The following is a 17,001-nucleotide window of genomic DNA, read 5'->3' as shown; positions in this document are numbered from 1 at the left end:
GACACGCTCAGTCGCTGGCCAGGGCGCGGGCGATGACGCAGTTGCGCCCGGCGCTCTTGGCCTCGTACAGCGCTGCGTCGGTCTGTGCGAGCAATGCATCGGGGCTGTCCTGGCGGCCCGGTGCGGCGGTGCCCACGCCGATGCTCACGGTCACCCAGGGCTGCGGTGCGGCCGCCGGCAGCTGCAGATCCAGCACGGCCGCACGCATGTGTTCGGCCAGTGCCAGGGCGGCCGGGGCGTCGGTGGCGGGCAGGATCACCGCGAACTCCTCGCCCCCGTAACGGGCCACCAGGTCCAGCGCCCGGGGGCTGCCAGCGGCCAGTGCGCCGGCCACCGCACGCAGGCGGACATCGCCGGTCTGGTGGCCGAAGGCGTCGTTGAGTCGCTTGAAGTGATCCACGTCGATCATCAGCAGGGAAAGCGGCTCGCCGGTACGACGCGCACGCTGCCATTCGCGCTGCAGCACGTCGTCGAACTGGCGCCGGTTGGCCAGGCCGGTGAGCGTATCCACCCGGGCCAGGGCGTCGAGCTGGTCGCGTTCGACCTGGGTGCGCAACTGGATCAGCACGCTGCGCACGCCGTAGCCCAGCGTGGCGATGGCAAAGCCGGCGATGGCCAGCGACAGATGCGTGCTGGATAGCAGGGCGGACATGACCAGCAGGCTCATCGGCAGCAGCAAGGGGCAGCATGCCTGGACCAGCAGGGACAGGGCCGGCGAGACACAGGTCGGGGGCGCGGTCCGGCGCGGACGCAGGCACAGACCGGTCAGCAGCAGGAACGGCAGGTCGATGAGCAGGTCGCTGAAGCCGCCGAAGTCCGTGTCGGCCGGCTCGCCATGGTTGATGTAGGTGGCCACGGCCAGATACACCCATGCGAACAGGGTCTGGGTGCGATAGAACTGCCGGCGTGCCGGGCTCTGGCTGGCCAGGTAGCGGATCAGCGAGAACACCGCGATGAGGCCATTCTCGATGTCGAGCATCAGCAGCAGCTGGTCCAGGCCGGCCGCGCTGGTGGTTCGCGTGGTAGAAAATGAAAACGTGTGGACGAAGAACAGCGCGCTCAGCACCAGGGCCAGCACCAGATCGATCGCACGCACCTGCCAGCGCTCGCGCGCCGGACTGGACAGGGCGAAGATCAACGGCACCCCATAGAGCACGTAGAGCAGGATGCTGACACCGGCCGTGACATCGGCGTTGTGCATCCACACCGTCTGCACCATGTTCACCGCCATGCCGCCGGCCCACAGCAACAGGGCCACCGCCAGGGCGATCCAGGCCGGGGCCACCTCGTCGCGGCGGCTGCGCCACAGGCAGGCCGCGCCCGCTATCAGCGGGGCCACGGTGAGAAAGCCGAACGAGGCCGCCTGCGCATGCGATGAGAAGGCCAGGGCCAGCGTGTGGCCTGCCAGATACAACAACGGCAGCAGCAGCGACACGCCCACCTCCGGGTCGCGAGTGATGGACGACCATACGCGGCGGCACGCGCCGGCCACAACCGGGAACCTGCATCACGCGCCCGTCAAGAACGACAGGCGTGACACCGTTCGCGTCTGCGATGGGGTGGCGATGCGTCAGGTTCACCCGGCTGGTCCTAGCATGCCCCTTCCCCGACACTGAAGTCCGTCCATGTCCGAAACCCTGATGACCGCCATCGCCGTTGCCGACGGCCAGACCGACGCCCAGGCCCTGCATCCGGTCCAGGTGGCGCGTCCGCATACGCGCCAGGGCGAGGTCCTCATCCGTGTCCGCGCCGCCGGCATCAACCGTCCCGATGTGCTGCAGCGTCAGGGCCACTATCCACCTCCGGCCGGCGCTCCGCAGACGCTGGGCCTGGAAGTCGCCGGCGAGGTGGTCGTGCCCGCAGGGCGCTGGGAGGCCGGTGATCGCGTCTGTGCCCTGCTCGCCGGTGGCGGCTATGCGCAATACGTGGCGGTCGACGCGCGCCAGGTGCTGCCGCTGCCGGAGGGCTACGACTTCGTCCAGGCCGCGGCGCTGCCCGAAACGATGTTCACTGTGTACGCCAATGTGTTCGAACACGGCCTGCTCAAGGCCGGCGAACGATTGCTGGTGCACGGCGCGACCTCCGGCATCGGCGTGATGGCGATCCAGATGGCCAAGGCCGCCGGCGCCCAGGTCCTGGCCACCGCGCGTGGGGCCGACAAGGCCGCCCAGGCGCGCGCGCTGGGCGCCGATATCGCGGTGGATACCTCCGCGGGCGGTTTTGCCGAGGCCGCACGGGAGGCCGGCGGCATCGATGTCGCCTTGGACATGGTCGGCGCCAGCGTGTTCGCCGACACCTTGTCGGTCCTCAACCCCGGCGGCCGCATCGTCTACATCGCCGCGCTCGGTGGTGGCACGCTGGAAGTCCCGGTGTTCGAGCTGATGCGCCGGCAGGCCGTGTTGACCGGCTCCACGCTGCGGCCACGCCCGGCCGATGAAAAGGCCCGGCTCGCCGCCGAGATCGAACGGGTGGTGTGGCCCTGGCTGGCCCAGGGCAAGGTGCGCGCGCACGTGGACCGGACCTTCCCGCTGGACCAGGCGGCCGCCGCGCACGCGCATCTGGAAGCGGGCCAGCACCTTGGCAAGGTGGTGCTGACGGTCGACTAGCCCTCAGGCGGGCAGCGGGGCGTCCGGTCGCATGGCGCCGGGCAGGCGCAGGATGAACCGCGTGCCGCGCCCGGGGCGCGAGCGCACCGTGATGCCGATATCCAGGGCGGTGGCGATGCGATGGACGATCCACAGCCCCAGCCCCAGCCCATCGCGACTGCGCGTGGTCTGGCGGAATGCGCCATACATGTGCGCGATCTTGTCCGGGGCGATGCCCGGTCCGTTGTCCACCACCTCGATATCCAGCGCGCCTTCGCGGCGCCGGCAGCCCACCAGCACCCGGCCGCCGGCCGGCGTGTACTTGATCGCGTTGGCGACCAGGTTGCCCAGCAAGGTCTCCAGCTGGCGCCCGTCACTGGGTGCGATCTGCGTGGTTCCGACGACCGTCAGGCGCACGGTCTGGCGTCGCGCGGTCCAGTCATGCGCTTGGCCAACCCGGTCGAGCACCTCGCCGATGGAGGTGGGCGCCAGATCGTTGAGCTCGAAGGTGTTCTGGCCACTCGCGCTGGACAGCATGCGCGTCAGCCCGCTTTCCACATTGGCCAGGGCCGCCCGACCGATGGCCAGGATGCGCGGTAGCCGCTCTGCGCTGGCGCGGTGGGCCATGTCCAGCGCCAGGTTGACGGTCGTCATGGGCGTGCGGAAATCATGCCCGGCCGATGCCAGCAGCCCGGCGCGGTATTGGCTGGTGCGTTCACTGGTCGCCAGCAGGCGGCGGAGCTCCAACTGGGTCATGACCTGACGTGCCAGCCCGCGCAGCATCTGGCCCTGTGCCTCGGTCAGCGTGCCCGGCTTGGTATCCAGCACGCACACCGTGCCCAGGGGCAGGCCGTCGGGCGTGCGCAGCTGGGCCCCCGCATAGAAGCGCAGGTGGGGGGCGCCCAGCACCAGCGGACTGGCGCGGAACCGCGCGTCGCGACAGGTATCGGGTACGACCATCAGCGCGTCCTGCAGCAACGCATGCGCGCAGATGGAACCTTCGATCGGCGTCTCGTGTTCGTTCAGCCCATAAGCGGACTTGAACCACTGCCGATGGGCCTCGACCAGGCTGATCAACGCCATCGGGGTGCCGCAGAACAGCGCGGCGATCTGCGTGATGTCGTCGAACGCCGCTTCCGGTGCCGTATCCAGCACGTCGTAGCGATACAACGCATCCAGCCGGCGCCGTTCGAGGGCGGCCGGCAACTTGGGGGCCGGGCGGTGATGCATGGCGGGGGATCTGAGACCAATGGCGAGCCTGCCAGCTTGGGTGTCCCCGCAAGGTGAACCCATGCCGGACATGGCATGATCCCCTTCCCCCCACACAGACCGCACCACCGGATCCGGTGGTGCGTGCGCACACGTGGAGTGATGCATGTTCAAGCGATGGGGGCTGGCGACGATGCTGCTGGCGGTGGCGGCCTTGGCCCAAGGTCAGACGCCAGTGGTCTCGGCGGCCAGCCAGGGGCCTGCACGGGTGCGGATCGCGCACCAGGGCAGCAGCTACCAGTTGCTGGTCAACGATCAGACGTTCCGGATCAAGGGGGCGGGTCTGTCGGGAGGCGGCGATCAGGAGGCCCTGGCTGCCCGGGGCGGCAATTCGTTCCGCACCTGGCGCGTGGAATCCGATCCGGCGGCCATGCGGGCCATGCTCGACCGCGCCCAGCGCAATGGGCTCATGGTCGCGGTCGGTATCGAGGTCGCGCGCGAGCGCCATGGCTTCGACTATGGCGATGCCCGGGCCGTCCAGGCCCAGCAGGCGCGGATCCAAGCCGAGATCATGGCCTATAAGGACCATCCCGCCGTGCTGATGTGGGTGGTGGGCAACGAGTTGAACCTGGAGTCGACCGACCCGCGGGTCTGGAACGCGGTCGGCCAGCTGGCCGACATGATCCATCGGATCGACCCCAACCATCCGGTGATGACCACCCTGGCAGGCTTCGACAAGCCGCTGATCGATGCGATCAAGTCACGTGCGCCGCAGCTGGACCTGATCGGCATCCAGCTTTACGGCGATATCGTCAGCCTGCCCGACAAGCTGGTGAGCAGCGGCTGGACCGGGCCCTATGTGGTGACCGAGTGGGGGCCGACCGGACACTGGGAGAGCCCGCTGACCGCTTGGCAGGCGCCCATAGAGGACACCGCCACGCGCAAGGCCGACCTGCTGCGCGAGCGTTACACCCGCTATATCGACAGCGATCAGGTGCAGGGGCTGGGCTCCTATGTGTTCCTGTGGGGGCACAAGCAGGAGCGCACCCCGACCTGGTACGGCTTGTTCCTGCCTGATGGGCAGTCCACGCCGGGCGTGGACGCGATGCAGTTCCTGTGGACCGGTCGCTGGCCCGATAACCGCGCCCCGTCGATCTCGCCCTTGACCGTGGACGGGCAGGAGGCGCTGGCCAGCATCACGCTTGCACCCGGCAGTGCGCACCGGGCACAGGCGACGGCGCAGGATCCGGAGGGCGATGCGCTGGACTATCACTGGCGCGTACTGCGCGAGAGCGAAGCGACCAGTGTGGGCGGCGACCCCGAGGCGATCCCGGCACAGGTGCCGGTGAACTTCGGCAAGACCGTCGGCGGATCGGTGCGCTTCAAGGCGCCCACAGCACCCGGTCACTACCGGCTGTTCGTCCAGGTCGGCGACGGCAAGGGCCATGCGGCCTACGCCAATCTGCCGTTCCGTGTGGAAGGCGCGGGCAAGTGATCCGCGCCGCGTGCTTGGCCGCGTCAGGTTGGGCGCAGGAGGGGTGACGAAGCGGTCGTGCCGCGTGACGAAATGAATCGCGCGACCGTGGTCTACCGCCCGCTGCATGCGATCGATCCAAGGTGGGGCTCGACGCTTGTGCGCGTGGCCTGTGGTTCGCGGTGCTTGCGATGTCGGGCATGCGGGCCTCACTCATAGAAGGCGTCCGCCGCGTCGATGGCCAGACCATGCGTACGGGCGAAGGCCACAGCGGCGCGGCAGGCCGCCAGGGCGAGCGGGTTGTCTTCCAGATGCGAAACCGGGGCGCACCGCATCAACAGGAGATCTGCGTATCCGACCTCGATCTGAACGTCGGGGGTCACGCTGATGGTGTCGTCACCGGAGGTGACAAAATAGAGCCGGTCGGTCGTGCGGCCATAGATCGTGAAGCAGGGCGGAGTGGGGTGGTTCATGGCGTTTCTCCTTGTGGGAGCGCTGCGATGTCCACCTTACAGAGTCGCCATCGGCCAACCTGTCCGCCCGGGTCACGAACCCGTCTGCATACAAAACCTTCGCACCACGTTCGCGTGACTTGAAGGTTTCCGCGCGTCATCCGTTACGCGATGCGCGTTGGGGTCAGCGCTCATGTCATGGCCGCTGCTTCTTGTCGGGGCGCGTCCGGGTGGTAAAAGGGAGCGCCCCGTTGGTTGCGATGCCGCCATGCGCAAGCTCTATCCTCCGATCACGCCCTATGCCACCCACCGGCTGGCCGTGGATGGGCGGCACACGCTCTACGTGGAAGAGTGCGGTCAGCCCGATGGCCTGCCGGTGGTGTTCCTGCATGGCGGTCCCGGCGGTGGGCTGATCCCCGAGCATCGCTGTTTCTTCGATCCGGCGCGCTGGCGCATCGTGCTGTTCGACCAGCGCGGCTGCGGTGGCTCCACCCCGACGGCGGACGTGGAGGACAACACCACTGCGCATCTGGTGTCCGATATCGAGGCGATCCGTCTGTTGCTCGGGATCGAGCGTTGGGCGGTGTTTGGCGGTTCGTGGGGATCGACGCTGGCCCTGGCCTATGCCCAGGCCCATCCGGCGCAAGTGACCGGGCTGATCGTGCGCGGCGTCTTCCTGGGGCGACGCGAGGAACTGCACTGGTTCAACGAGGCCGACGGTGGGGCGCGGATGGTCTTTCCCGAGGGCTGGGCGCGTTACGTGGCGCATATCCCGCCAGCTGAGCGCGACGCGCTGGTCGAGGCGTACTGGCGCCGCCTGGACAGCAACGATCCACAGGTTCGCCTGGCCGCCGCGCGCGCCTGGAACGCCTGGGAAGATGGTGCCTCGACCCTGGTGCACGATCCGCTGGTGCCTCCCGCGCCGGAGCCCGATGCCGCCGCCCTGGCGGTCGCACGGATCGAAGCGCATTACTTTCGCCACGATGTCTTCCTGGCGCCGGATCAGTTGCTGCGCGACATCGGGCGTATCCGCCACCTGCCCGGGGTGATCGTGCAGGGGCGTTACGACATGCTGTGCCCGGCCAAGGCCGCCTGCGACCTGGCGGCGGCGTGGCCCGAGGCGCGCCTGGAGATGGTGCTGGCCGGACACAGCGCCTTCGATCCGGCCATCACCCATGCGCTGGTCCGCGCCACCGATGCGTTGGCCGACCGGCTGGACAGCTGATGTCCGGCACGGCGCGGGCCTGCTAGATTCGCCACTCGATCCACGGAACCGGAGCCGACGTCCATGACGGACCCCTACAACAGCAGCGATTCCGACCGGGACCGGCCGCGTGCCCTGCATGGGCATGTGTTGCGGCCCATGCCCCGTGACGCGAGGCCGGTCTCGCGCCATCTGGCGCGCCCGCGCGCAAGGCCGCCCGCGCCCTCGCTGGGCTGGCGCCGCCTCGCCGGCTGGGTCGTGTTCCTGGTGTGCGCGGCGGCGCTGGGGGGCATGTTGATCCGGTTGAGCTAGGCCCGTCATCCCGCTCCGAACCCCGGGCTCTCGCGGCAATGGCGCGGACCGCTCCGGATTGACCACGCGCGCTAGGGCGCGACTTCGACCCGGTCGCGACCACCGTGCTTGGCCGCATACATGGCGGCGTCGGCGCGTTGCAGTAGGGCGCTCGCATCGGTCTCGCCGGCCCGCCGTGCGGCGACCCCGGCACTCACGGTGACGTGCAGATCGCTGCGATCCAGCGCCGCGGCGATGCCGCTGAGCAGCGGGGCCAGGGATTGGATGCGTTGGGCGGCGTGACGGGGCTCGACGCCGGGAAGCAAGACCAGGAATTCCTCGCCGCCCATGCGCGCCACGTAGTCCTGATCGCGAAACACCGTGCGCAGCGCGCGTGCGAAATGCTGCAGGACCTGGTCTCCGGTCTCGTGGCCGAAGCGGTCGTTGATCGACTTGAAGTGGTCGATGTCCAGGAAGCCCACGGTCAGCGCATGGCCCTGGCGCTGGGCCTGGTTGACCGCCTCGGCAAGCGTCTCCATGGCCGCACGCCGGTTATGCAAGCCGGTCAGTGCATCGGTCTGGGCCAGTGCCCGCATCTCGTCGCGCTGTCGGCGCAGGCTGCCCATGCGCAGGGTCAGGGACATGCTCGAGGTGATGGCCAGCCAGCACCCGCACAGCATCATGGCCTCGACCTTCCAGATCGCCAGTGCCTGCGGCGCGCACAACTCCCACACGCCCAGCAGGACGAAGGGCACCACGCAGGCCACGGTGGTGATTCCGCCACGTTCCCCGCGCCAGACGATGAATGAGGCGAGCAGCGTCAGCAGCAGGCACAGCGCGTAGAAGCTCGCCTCGTCCAGCATGGACATGGCAGGGATCCAGGCTTCGGGGGAAAACAGCGCGGTGGCCGCCAAGGCGAACAGCAGCCACATCAGCCACTTGGCCGCGTGACGCAGCGGCTGGGCCAGCGCCGCCGGCGCCGACTGGTGGACGAGCATGCGCACGGTCATGCCGATCAGCGCGGTGGGCAGGGCTACCACCAGACGCAGGGACGCCTCGCCGAGCGGCAGCCAGGGGCGCGGGTAGGCCCACAATCCGGACAGCAGCGCCATCCACAGCGCGAACAGCGCCGAGCTGACCGCATAGGACAGGAACGCGCGCTCGCGCGTGCTCAGGAAGGTCAGCATCGAGGACATGACCAGGGCCAGCATCACCGCCACCGAGGCGACACGCATCGAGAAGCGGAAGGTGTCCTGCCGCTGCACCGTTGCCGGCTGGCCCAGCCGGACCAGCGGCCGCCACAGGGGCAGGGGGCTTGGGTCGAACTCGACCTGGATCGGACTCAGATCGCCCTTGGCCGGCACCAGCACCATGCCCATCCCCGACATGAAGCGTGAGTCCAGCGTGCGCGCGTCCTGCAGGGTGCCGCAACGCTCCCGGGTGTCGTGGCGGATCTCCACTTCACCCTGGAACACGTTCATCACCACCACCGCCTGGGGAACACCAGGCCATCCCCCCGGCGGGGGCTGCAGTGTCACCAGGGTGCGGTCCGGCCGGTGCCGGTGCCGGCACTGGGGCGGCGTTTCCTGGTCTGTGGCCGCATGTCCGGTGACCACGTAGGCGTCCGGGCGCGAGGCGGGCGCACAGGCCAGCAGCCCCTGGAGCAGCAGCAGCGCGAGGAACAGCCTGACCAGGCGCTTCACTGCGTGGGACGTCATTGCCTTATGCGTGTTAAGCCCGCCGAAGGAGCGGAGTCTTGGACCGGGATAGCGACCAGTCTCGACTCAACTTGAGGCGCGCGCCGGGAAAATCGGGGCCGCCGGATCGTGATCGTCGTGTTGCGCTAGTGGTCCTGAGCAGGCGGGCGCTTCAGGTCGAACACCGCCACGACCGGGAAATGGTCCGAGGGATAGCGCGCGCCCTGGTGGAAGGTGATCGCTTCGACCGAGCGGAGTTCCAGCCCACGTGACAGGATCCAGTCGATCCGACGCCCTGGCGTGCCGGTGAAATCGTGGAAGGTTCCTTCCGGGCCCGCTCGCTTCGGGGCAGCCGTCCATGCATCCTGCAACGTGGCTGTCAGCGCGGCATGGGCCTGGCTGTCCGGCGTGGTGTTGAAATCCCCGGTCAGGATCACCGGTTCGTCTTTTGGCAGCGCCTCCAGGCGCGCGGCGATCAAGCGCGCGCCCTTGAGGCGGGCGGCCTCGTCCTCATCGCGATAGGGCAGATGGGTGTCGTAGAGGGTGAACGTCGCGCCGTCGGCAATCCGCTGGAAGCGCGCCCAGGTCACCATGCGCGGAAGCGGATGCCCCCAGCTGATGCTGCCGGGCACCTGCGGGGTATCGGACAGCCAGAAATCGCCGGACTGGAGCACGCGCAGGCGATCGGTGCGGTAGAACACGCCCATGTGCTCATCATCTTCTCCGCCGCGTCGGCCCTGGCCGAACCAGGCGTACTGCGGCAGGCGGGCGATCAGGTCATCGGCCTGTCGCTTGACCAACTCCTGAGTGCCGATCACGTCCGGTGCCTGCGTGCGCAGCACCGTGGCCATCACATCGCGGCGGTTCTCCCAACGGTTGTCATCGGTGTCGACCGGCGTGCGGACATTGAATGTCATGACCTTCAACGTCGTGGGCGATGCCAGGACCGAGGCCGCTGGCAGCGCGGCCAGGACCAGCAACAGCAGGCGCAGGCGGCGTCGACGCGTCTGCGAGGTCAATAAGCGAAGCAACAGGGACATCGTGATTCCGGCGTGAATACATTTGCTGAATGCAATGTTCAGGCAAATGTCGTCAGACCGAAACACAACATTGGTCGCACGCCAGACGTGATTGGGCGCCAGAACCGGCCAAATATGTGATTTGAATCACACCTTTGGCCGGTCCCAGGCGATCAGTTCCAATCAGCGTGGAAGCTGCCTTCGGCATCGGTGCGCTCGAAGGTGTGCGCACCGAAGAAGTCCCGCTGGGCCTGCAGCAGGTTGGCCGGCAGGCGCGCGCTGCGGTAGCTGTCGTAGTAGGCGATGGCCGAGGCGAAGCAGGGCACGGCGATACCCAGCTTCACTGCGGTGCCCACCACCTCGCGCAAGGCGCCCTGGTAATCGGCGGCGATCTTCTGGAAGTACGGGTCCAGCAGCAGGTTGGCCAGCTTGTCGTCGCGGGCATAGGCCTCGGTGATCTTCTGCAGGAAGCGCGCGCGGATGATGCAGCCGGCGCGGAAGATCTTGGCGATCTCGCCGTACTGCAGGTTCCAGTCGTACTCGTCCGAGGCCGCGCGCATCTGCGCGAAGCCCTGCGCGTAGGACACGATCTTGCTCAGGTACAGCGCCTTGCGCACCGCTTCGATGAAGGCGGCCTTGTCGCCGTCGAACGCAGGCGCGTCCGGCCCGGCCAGCACCTTGGCCGCCGCCACACGTTCGTCCTTGAGCGAGGACACGATGCGGGCGAACACCGATTCGGTGATCAGCGGCAGCGGAATGCCTAAGTCCAGCGCGCTCTGGCTGGTCCACTTGCCGGTGCCCTTCTGCGCGGCGCGGTCCAGGACCATGTCGACCAGGTCGGCATCGGTCCTGTCATCGCGCTTGCGGAAGATCCTGGAGGTGATCTCGATCAGGTAGCTGTCCAGCTCGCCTTCGTTCCACTGGGTATAGATATCGGCCAGCTCGGCGTTGGACAGGCCCAGCGCCTGCTTGAGCACCGCATAGCTCTCCGAGATCAGCTGCATGTCGCCGTACTCGATGCCGTTGTGGACCATCTTGACGTAGTGGCCGGCGCCATCGGGACCGACGTAGGTCACGCACGGCGTGCCGTCCTCGGCCTTGGCCGCGATCTCGGTCAGGATCGGCGCGACCAGCTCATAGGCGTCCTTGGGACCGCCCGGCATGATCGATGGCCCCTTGAGCGCGCCTTCCTCGCCGCCGGACACGCCGGTGCCGATGAAGTGGAAGCCGGCGTCGGCCAGTTCCTGGTTGCGGCGGCGGGTGTCCTGGAAGAAGGTGTTGCCGCCGTCGATCAGCACGTCGCCCTTGGACAGCAGCGGCTTCAACTCCTCGATCACCGCGTCGGTGCCGGCACCGGCCTTGACCATCAGCAGGATGCGGCGCGGGGTTTCCAGCGAGTCGACGAATTCCTGCAGGGTGTAGGTGGGTACCAGCCCGGCGTCGGGGCTGTCGGCCATGACCTCCTCGGTCTTCTCGCGGCTGCGGTTGTAGATGGAGACCTTATGCCCTCGGCTGGCGATATTGAGGGCCAGGTTGCGGCCCATGACCGCCATGCCGACCACGCCGATAGGTTGCTTGCTCATGTGTGCTCCAGGTGCCTTGCGACCGTGCCGCGTGAGATGGGCGCGCATGATAGCGAGGCCGCCGGTACCGTGACGTCAGCCGGTCCCGTGCCCGGCGGGACGCTGCGTCCGACAGGGCGGCGATTGCTGATGCGGACTGCGGGGACGGATGTCTTGATCCGTGCAGGCCGGTGGCTGAGGCCGGGGCGACCATTCGTCGGATGTAACGCCAGGCGCTCGACTCTTGAACGCGGCCCTGACGACCCGCATGTCATTGTCAGGCAGCTCGTTGGAGCCGGTCGTATCGGCCAAATGATTGATTCGAAATGAAATTTGGATTGGTCTTGCGTCGTATTTCCAAAAGTGAATGCAATACAACAAAATCCAGGAAGATTGTCCTTTTGGTAGAACGAAGGGAACCATTCCAGGCCTTAGCAGTCGAACCTCCACATTGCTAATATCGCTGCCATGAACCAGACCTCCGCAGCCACCGCCATGGTGGCCAACAACCTCCCGATTCCCAGCCCGCTTGGCTCGCTGGACGCCTACATCGGCGCCGTGCACCAGATCCCGGTGCTCACGGTCGATGAGGAGCAGGAGCTGGCGCACCGCTTCCGCGACGACAACGACCTCGATGCCGCCCGTGAACTGGTGCACTCGCATCTGCGCTTCGTCGTGCACGTGGCCCGTGGCTACAGCGGCTACGGCCTGCAGCTGGGCGACCTCATCCAGGAAGGCAACATCGGCCTGATGAAGGCCGTCAAGCGCTTCGACCCGGACATGGGCGTGCGCCTGGTGTCCTTCGCGGTGCACTGGATCCGCGCCGAGATGCACGAGTTCATCCTCAAGAACTGGCGCATCGTCAAGGTCGCCACGACCAAGGCCCAGCGCAAGCTGTTCTTCAATCTGCGCAAGTCCAAGACCCGCCTGGGCTGGATGAACGCGGCCGAAGTCAGCGCCGTGGCCAAGGACCTCAACGTCTCCGAGCGCGAAGTGGTCGAGATGGAGTCGCGCCTGTCCGGTCGCGATATCGGTTTCGACGCCCCGGCCGACGAGGACGAGGAGCGCTCTGCGCCACCGTCGCCTGCCCACTACCTGGTGGCGGGTGAGGAAGATCCGTCGCAGGCCTATGAGCGCGCCGACAGCGAGGGCAGCCAGCTCGAACTGTTGCGCGAGGGCATGGCCAACCTGGATCAGCGTTCGCGCGACATCGTCGCCCGCCGCTGGCTGGACGATGACAACAAGGTCACCCTGCAGGAACTGGCAGACGAGTACGGCGTCTCCGCCGAGCGCATTCGCCAGATCGAGGCCAACGCGCTCAAGAAGATGAAGGCGCTGTTCGCGGCCTGATTCCGGCAGCCCGGAAAGTACGCACAAGAACCCCGCTCAGGCGGGGTTTTTTATTGGTCTTGCGCACCCTGACCCTGGACGTGTCGGAGGGGCCGGTCCACGCCGCGTCGATGGGGGCGGTGATGGGGAGCGGCCGAGGCCGCCATAAGAGAACAACGGCGCAAGCGCTTCCCTGCGCGGTTGCGTGATCCCGGCACGATCGATCCCGGCACGGCCGGCCCGGTCAGCCTGCGGCGCGGCGCTGTTCGGCGACGGGATCCTGGGCGCCATGGTCGTCGGGCACCTTTTCCTTCGGCGCGCTGCCGAAGATGATGCGCGCGGCGCGCTGGTAACTGATGTAGGCCATGGCCCAGTTGACCAGGACCACGAAGCGGTTGCGGAAGCCGATCAGGAAGTACACGTGGGCGGCCAGCCAGAACCACCAGGCCAGCGGGCCCGACAGCTTGAACCTGCCCAGGTGCACGATGGCGGCCATGCGGCCGATGGTGGCCAGGTTGCCGAAGTCGCTGTACTTGAACGGCGTCGCGGGCTTGCCGGCCAGCCGCTGGCGCAGCGTCTTGGCGATGTGCTTGCCCATCTGCTTGGCGGCTGGCGCCACGCCGGGCACCGGCTTGCCGTTGGCCTGCTGGATCGCCGCCAGGTCGCCGCCGACGAAGATGTCCGGGTAGCCCGGCACGCTCAGGTCCGGCTGCACCAGCACGCGGCCGGCCCGGTCCAGTGGAACGCCCAGGCAGCGTGCCAGCGGTGAGGCCGCCACGCCCGCCGCCCACACCACGGTACGCGCGGCGAAGAACGTCTCACCGAGCTTGTAGCCATGCTCGTCGATGTGCGTGACCGGCGTGCCGGTGCAGACGTCCACGCCCAGCTTTTCCAGCTGCGCGTGCGCCTTGTCGGTGAGGTCCTCGGGGAAGGAGGGCAGCACCCGCGGACCGGCCTCGATCAGGCGCACGCGCGCATCGCGCGGGTCGATGTGGCGGAACTCGTCCTTCAGCGTGTGACGCGCGATCTCGGCCAGGGTGCCGGCCAGCTCAACGCCGGTCGGGCCACCGCCGACGATGGCGAAGTGCAGCCAGGCCGCGCGCTTGACCGGGTCGGTCTCCGCCTCGGCACGCTCGAAGGCGACCAGCATCTCGCGGCGCAGGCGCAGGGCATCGTCCAGGGTCTTCAGGCCGGGCGCGTGCTCGGCCCACTGGTCATTGCCGAAATACGCGTGGCCCGCGCCGGTGGCCAGGATCAGCGTGTCGTAGCCGATCACGGTGCCATCGGACAGTTCCACCGTGCGCGCCTCGGGAACGACATGGGTGACCTCGCCCAGTTGGACCTCGATGTTGCGCTGGGCGCTGAGGATGTGGCGCAGTGGCGCGGCGATATCCGGCGCGGACAAGCCGGCGGTGGCGACCTGGTATAGCAGCGGCTGGAACAGGTGGTGGTTGTGGCGGTCGATCAGGGTGATGCGCACGGGTGCGTTGTCGAGCGCGCGCGCGGCCCACAGGCCGGCGAAACCGCCGCCGACAATGACCAGATGGTGTGTGGAAGCTGACATGGGAGGGAGGGGTGCAGTTGGAAAAGCATTGGCGGCGCCGGGCGTGTGCTCAGCCTGTCGCGCGATACCCAGGATTCTGTCATGCCGCACCCGCGCGAGCCGTCACGTCAATTCGACTTTTTGATGAGATCCCCTCATCGGCGTGTCCGCCGCGGATTCAGTACAGGTCCGTGGGATCCACGTCCAACGACCAGCGCACGCGCCGCGCCTCGGGCAGCGCGTCGATCACCGGCAGGGCCGCCTGCAGCGCCGCGTGCAGGCGCGGGCGTTGCGCTGTGGACAGCAGCAGTTGCATGCGTTGGAACCCCGCCCGGCGCGGCATGGGCGCCGGCATCGGGCCGTGCAGCTCGACGCTCGCGTCGAAGCTGGCCAGCGCGGCACGGGCCGCGCGCAGGAACGCCTGCACGTGCTCGACCTGTTTTGCTTCGGCGCGGAACATCGCCAGGTGAGCGAACGGCGGAAACCCGGCCGCCTGGCGGTCCAGCAGCTCGGCGTCGGCCAGCGCGCGGTAGCCGCCGGACAGAAGGGTTTCCAGCAGCGGATGGCCCGGATGGTGGGTCTGCAGCCAGACCTGCCCGGGGCGCGCGGCGCGACCGGCGCGGCCAGCGACCTGGATCAGCAACTGCGCCAGCTTCTCCCCCGCGCGGAAGTCGGCCGAGAACAGGCCTTCGTCCACGCCCACCACCACCACCAGGGTCAGCAGCGGCAGGTCGTGGCCCTTGGCCAGGATCTGGGTGCCGACCAGGATGCCTGGCCCGTCGCCCAGCGTGGCGAACGCTTGCTCCAGCGCGTCCTTGCGTGCGGTGGTGGAGCGGTCGATGCGCAGCACCGGCACCTGGGGGAAGCTATCGGCGAGCAGTTCCTCCAGGCGCTCGGTGCCCACGCCCTGCGGCTGCAGCGCCAGCCCGCCGCAGTCAGGACAGGCCGGCGGTGCCGCCTGGCGGTGGCCGCAGTGATGACACTGCAGACGCCGGCCGGCCGCATGCACGGTCATCGGCGCGTCGCAGCGATGGCAGTGCGCGGTCCAGCCGCAGTCGTGGCACAGCAGCACCGGCGCGTAGCCGCGGCGGTTCTTGAACACCAGCACCTGGCCGCCGGCCTGCAGCTGGGCGGCGATCGCGCCCAGGGTCTCGGGGGAGAGTCCGGCCGCCAGCGGGCGCTTGCGCACGTCGATCACGCGCACGTTGGGGGCCTTGGCATCGCCCGCGCGCGTGGTCAGGCGCAAGTGCGCGTAGCGCCCGGCCTGGGCGTTGTGCAGCGTCTCCAGGGAGGGCGTGGCACTGCCCAGTACCACGGGGATGTCCAAGGCCTTGCCGCGCACCAGGGCGAAGTCGCGCGCGTGGTAGCGGATGCCGTCCAGCTGCTTGTAGCTGCCGTCGTGTTCCTCGTCGATCACGATCAGCCCGGCCTCGGGCAGCGGTACGAACACCGCCGAGCGAGTGCCCACCACCACCCGCGCCTCGCCGCGCAGACAGGCGGCCCAGGTCAGGGCGCGCTCGCCATCGGCCAGCCCGGAGTGCAGTGCGTACACCTCCACGCCCAGGCGCGCGCGAAAGCGGGCCAGGGTCTGCGGCGTCAGGCCGATTTCCGGCACCAGGACCAGGGCCTGGCGGCCGCGGGCCAGGCAGGCGGCGATGGCCTGCAGATAGACCTCGGTCTTGCCTGAGCCGGTGACCCCTTCGAGCAGGATCGGGGCGAACCCCTGCGCCGGGATGGCCGCCACCGCGGCCTCTTGCTCGGGGTTGAGCGCCGGGCCGGGCTGGGCCGGCTGGGCGTACCCCCGCGGGGCCTCGGCGATGCGCTCGGCGAACGCGCGCTGGGCCAGGCTGCGTGCGGCGGTGCGCCAGCCCGGGTGCAGGTCGTCCAGTTGCCATTCGGCCACGCCGTCACCGCCCAGGGCCTCGGCCAGCAGGCGCGGTTTGCTGCCTGCGCGCAGGCGGTCGCGGGCCGTCACGCCGGCTTCGGTCAGGCGCCAGCGCCAGGCTTCGCGAGTCGGCAGGGCCTCGCCGTGGCGCAGGGGGCCGGGCAGGGCGGTGGCCAGCACCTCGCCCAGTGGGGCGTGGGTGTAGCTGGCCAGCCACTGCAGCGAGCGGCGCAGTTCGCCGACCAGCAGCGGGTCTGCGTCGAGGATCTGCAGGGCGCTGCGCAAGGCGCCTGCCGCGGGATCCGCGGGCGCGACCGCCACCACGATCCCGACCAGCTCGCGATGGCCGAAGGGGACGCGCACGCGGCAACCGATGTCGCCCGGACCGGCCGCGTGGCCGTCGGGAGGCAGGTAGTCGAAGGCCTGCCGCAGGGGGACGGGCAGCGCGATGCGGAGGACGAGAGCGGCGGACATCGGCGGCAAGTGTAGGTCACCGCTTGCGCCCGAGCCGGGCCATGTGCGTTTGCGTCAGAAAGCTGACATTTCACTGACAAACCACGCGCAACCCCCGGTCGCCATTGGGAAAACCCCCTTATCCACATCGGCTGTGGATAAGCCTGTGCATGGCGTGGGTGCTCCACGCGTAAATTCGCGTGGTCGTTAGGCATCCGTCACATTGGTGAAAAAAACGCCAAGCCGGTTTTTTCCATATAGAACAACAAGTTGTGCGTGGAACCCTGGTGTTTGGGAA

At 68.5% G+C, this 17,001-nt stretch carries 13 protein-coding genes; 5 read left to right on the top strand and 8 right to left on the bottom strand.

All coding sequences use genetic code 11. From position 1 onward, the window contains the following. Nucleotides 1-7: 7 nt before the first annotated feature. Complete coding sequence (locus tag PJ250_RS02395; RefSeq protein ID WP_271646967.1) at nt 8-1,435, bottom strand: GGDEF domain-containing protein; 1,428 nt, start codon at nt 1,433-1,435, stop codon at nt 8-10. A gap of 190 nt (nt 1,436-1,625) precedes the next feature. Between PJ250_RS02395 and PJ250_RS02390 the strand changes: the two genes are divergently transcribed. Next, a complete protein-coding gene (locus PJ250_RS02390; RefSeq protein ID WP_271646965.1) occupies nt 1,626-2,606 on the top strand; it encodes an NAD(P)H-quinone oxidoreductase in 981 nt (326 codons plus the stop codon). Between the two features lie 3 nt (nt 2,607-2,609). Here the strand turns inward: PJ250_RS02390 and PJ250_RS02385 are convergent, their stop codons facing one another. Continuing rightward, a complete protein-coding gene (locus PJ250_RS02385) occupies nt 2,610-3,815 on the bottom strand; it encodes a GAF domain-containing sensor histidine kinase (protein WP_271646964.1) in 1,206 nt (401 codons plus the stop codon). 172 nt (nt 3,816-3,987) lie between these two features. Here PJ250_RS02385 and PJ250_RS02380 point away from each other — a divergent pair, with 172 nt between their 5' ends. Continuing rightward, nucleotides 3,988-5,289 carry a glycoside hydrolase family 2 TIM barrel-domain containing protein gene (locus PJ250_RS02380; protein ID WP_271648492.1) on the top strand — a complete coding sequence of 434 codons (1,302 nt, stop codon included), beginning with the start codon at nt 3,988-3,990 and terminating at the stop codon, nt 5,287-5,289. Between the two features lie 188 nt (nt 5,290-5,477). On the opposite strand, the gene PJ250_RS02375 is transcribed toward PJ250_RS02380, so the two are convergent. After that, nucleotides 5,478-5,741 (bottom strand): hypothetical protein, encoded by a 264-nt coding sequence (locus PJ250_RS02375; protein WP_271646963.1) that lies wholly within the window; start codon nt 5,739-5,741, stop codon nt 5,478-5,480. Between the two features lie 247 nt (nt 5,742-5,988). Between PJ250_RS02375 and pip the strand changes: the two genes are divergently transcribed. Further along, on the top strand, nt 5,989-6,945 hold the full coding sequence (pip, locus tag PJ250_RS02370; RefSeq protein WP_271646961.1) for a prolyl aminopeptidase: 957 nt from the start codon (nt 5,989-5,991) through the stop codon (nt 6,943-6,945). Nucleotides 6,946-7,008: 63 nt separating this feature from the next. Next, the gene (locus tag PJ250_RS02365) at nt 7,009-7,236 is read left to right on the top strand and encodes a hypothetical protein (protein WP_271646960.1); all 228 of its coding nucleotides are present in this window, start codon (nt 7,009-7,011) and stop codon (nt 7,234-7,236) included. Between the two features lie 71 nt (nt 7,237-7,307). Here PJ250_RS02365 and PJ250_RS02360 read toward each other — a convergent pair whose 3' ends face one another. The 3 genes from PJ250_RS02360 to gndA form a co-directional block, all read right to left on the bottom strand. Next, on the bottom strand, nt 7,308-8,933 hold the full coding sequence (locus PJ250_RS02360) for a sensor domain-containing diguanylate cyclase (protein ID WP_271646959.1): 1,626 nt from the start codon (nt 8,931-8,933) through the stop codon (nt 7,308-7,310). Between the two features lie 125 nt (nt 8,934-9,058). Then, entirely contained in the window at nt 9,059-9,952 is an 894-nt protein-coding gene (locus tag PJ250_RS02355) for an endonuclease/exonuclease/phosphatase family protein (RefSeq protein WP_271646958.1), read from the bottom strand. Nucleotides 9,953-10,104: 152 nt separating this feature from the next. Continuing rightward, nucleotides 10,105-11,514, bottom strand: coding sequence for an NADP-dependent phosphogluconate dehydrogenase (gene gndA, locus PJ250_RS02350; protein ID WP_271646957.1), 1,410 nt, complete (start codon nt 11,512-11,514; stop codon nt 10,105-10,107). A 447-nt stretch (nt 11,515-11,961) separates the two neighbouring features. Between gndA and rpoH the strand changes: the two genes are divergently transcribed. After that, nucleotides 11,962-12,843: an RNA polymerase sigma factor RpoH gene (gene rpoH / locus PJ250_RS02345; RefSeq protein WP_271646956.1), complete on the top strand. Its 882-nt coding sequence runs from the start codon at nt 11,962-11,964 to the stop codon at nt 12,841-12,843. Between the two features lie 223 nt (nt 12,844-13,066). Here the strand turns inward: rpoH and PJ250_RS02340 are convergent, their stop codons facing one another. Together PJ250_RS02340 and PJ250_RS02335 are read right to left on the bottom strand one after the other, a co-directional pair. Then, nucleotides 13,067-14,386, bottom strand: a complete 1,320-nt coding sequence (locus PJ250_RS02340) for an NAD(P)/FAD-dependent oxidoreductase (protein ID WP_271646955.1) — start codon at nt 14,384-14,386, stop codon at nt 13,067-13,069. 157 nt (nt 14,387-14,543) lie between these two features. After that, a complete protein-coding gene (locus PJ250_RS02335; protein ID WP_271646954.1) occupies nt 14,544-16,724 on the bottom strand; it encodes a primosomal protein N' in 2,181 nt (726 codons plus the stop codon). Nucleotides 16,725-17,001: the final 277 nt, after the last annotated feature.

Origin of the sequence: Pseudoxanthomonas sp. JBR18, assembly GCF_028198165.1 — a bacterium.
Taxonomy (GTDB): domain Bacteria; phylum Pseudomonadota; class Gammaproteobacteria; order Xanthomonadales; family Xanthomonadaceae; genus Pseudoxanthomonas_A.
This window is presented reverse-complemented; position numbering and strand designations above follow the sequence as displayed.

Bases quoted from the DNA above. Each gene is read 5' to 3' on its own strand.
- PJ250_RS02390 (WP_271646965.1), top strand. From the start codon at position 1,626: ATGTCCGAAACCCTGATGACCGCCATCGCCGTTGCCGACGGCCAGACC.
- PJ250_RS02385 (WP_271646964.1), bottom strand. From the start codon at position 3,815: ATGCATCACCGCCCGGCCCCCAAGTTGCCGGCCGCCCTCGAACGGCGC.
- PJ250_RS02380 (WP_271648492.1), top strand. From the start codon at position 3,988: ATGCTGCTGGCGGTGGCGGCCTTGGCCCAAGGTCAGACGCCAGTGGTC.
- PJ250_RS02375 (WP_271646963.1), bottom strand. From the start codon at position 5,741: ATGAACCACCCCACTCCGCCCTGCTTCACGATCTATGGCCGCACGACC.
- pip (WP_271646961.1), top strand. From the start codon at position 5,989: ATGCGCAAGCTCTATCCTCCGATCACGCCCTATGCCACCCACCGGCTG.
- PJ250_RS02365 (WP_271646960.1), top strand. From the start codon at position 7,009: ATGACGGACCCCTACAACAGCAGCGATTCCGACCGGGACCGGCCGCGT.
- PJ250_RS02360 (WP_271646959.1), bottom strand. From the start codon at position 8,933: ATGACGTCCCACGCAGTGAAGCGCCTGGTCAGGCTGTTCCTCGCGCTG.
- PJ250_RS02355 (WP_271646958.1), bottom strand. From the start codon at position 9,952: ATGTCCCTGTTGCTTCGCTTATTGACCTCGCAGACGCGTCGACGCCGC.
- gndA (WP_271646957.1), bottom strand. From the start codon at position 11,514: ATGAGCAAGCAACCTATCGGCGTGGTCGGCATGGCGGTCATGGGCCGC.
- rpoH (WP_271646956.1), top strand. From the start codon at position 11,962: ATGAACCAGACCTCCGCAGCCACCGCCATGGTGGCCAACAACCTCCCG.
- PJ250_RS02340 (WP_271646955.1), bottom strand. From the start codon at position 14,386: ATGTCAGCTTCCACACACCATCTGGTCATTGTCGGCGGCGGTTTCGCC.
- PJ250_RS02335 (WP_271646954.1), bottom strand. From the start codon at position 16,724: ATGTCCGCCGCTCTCGTCCTCCGCATCGCGCTGCCCGTCCCCCTGCGG.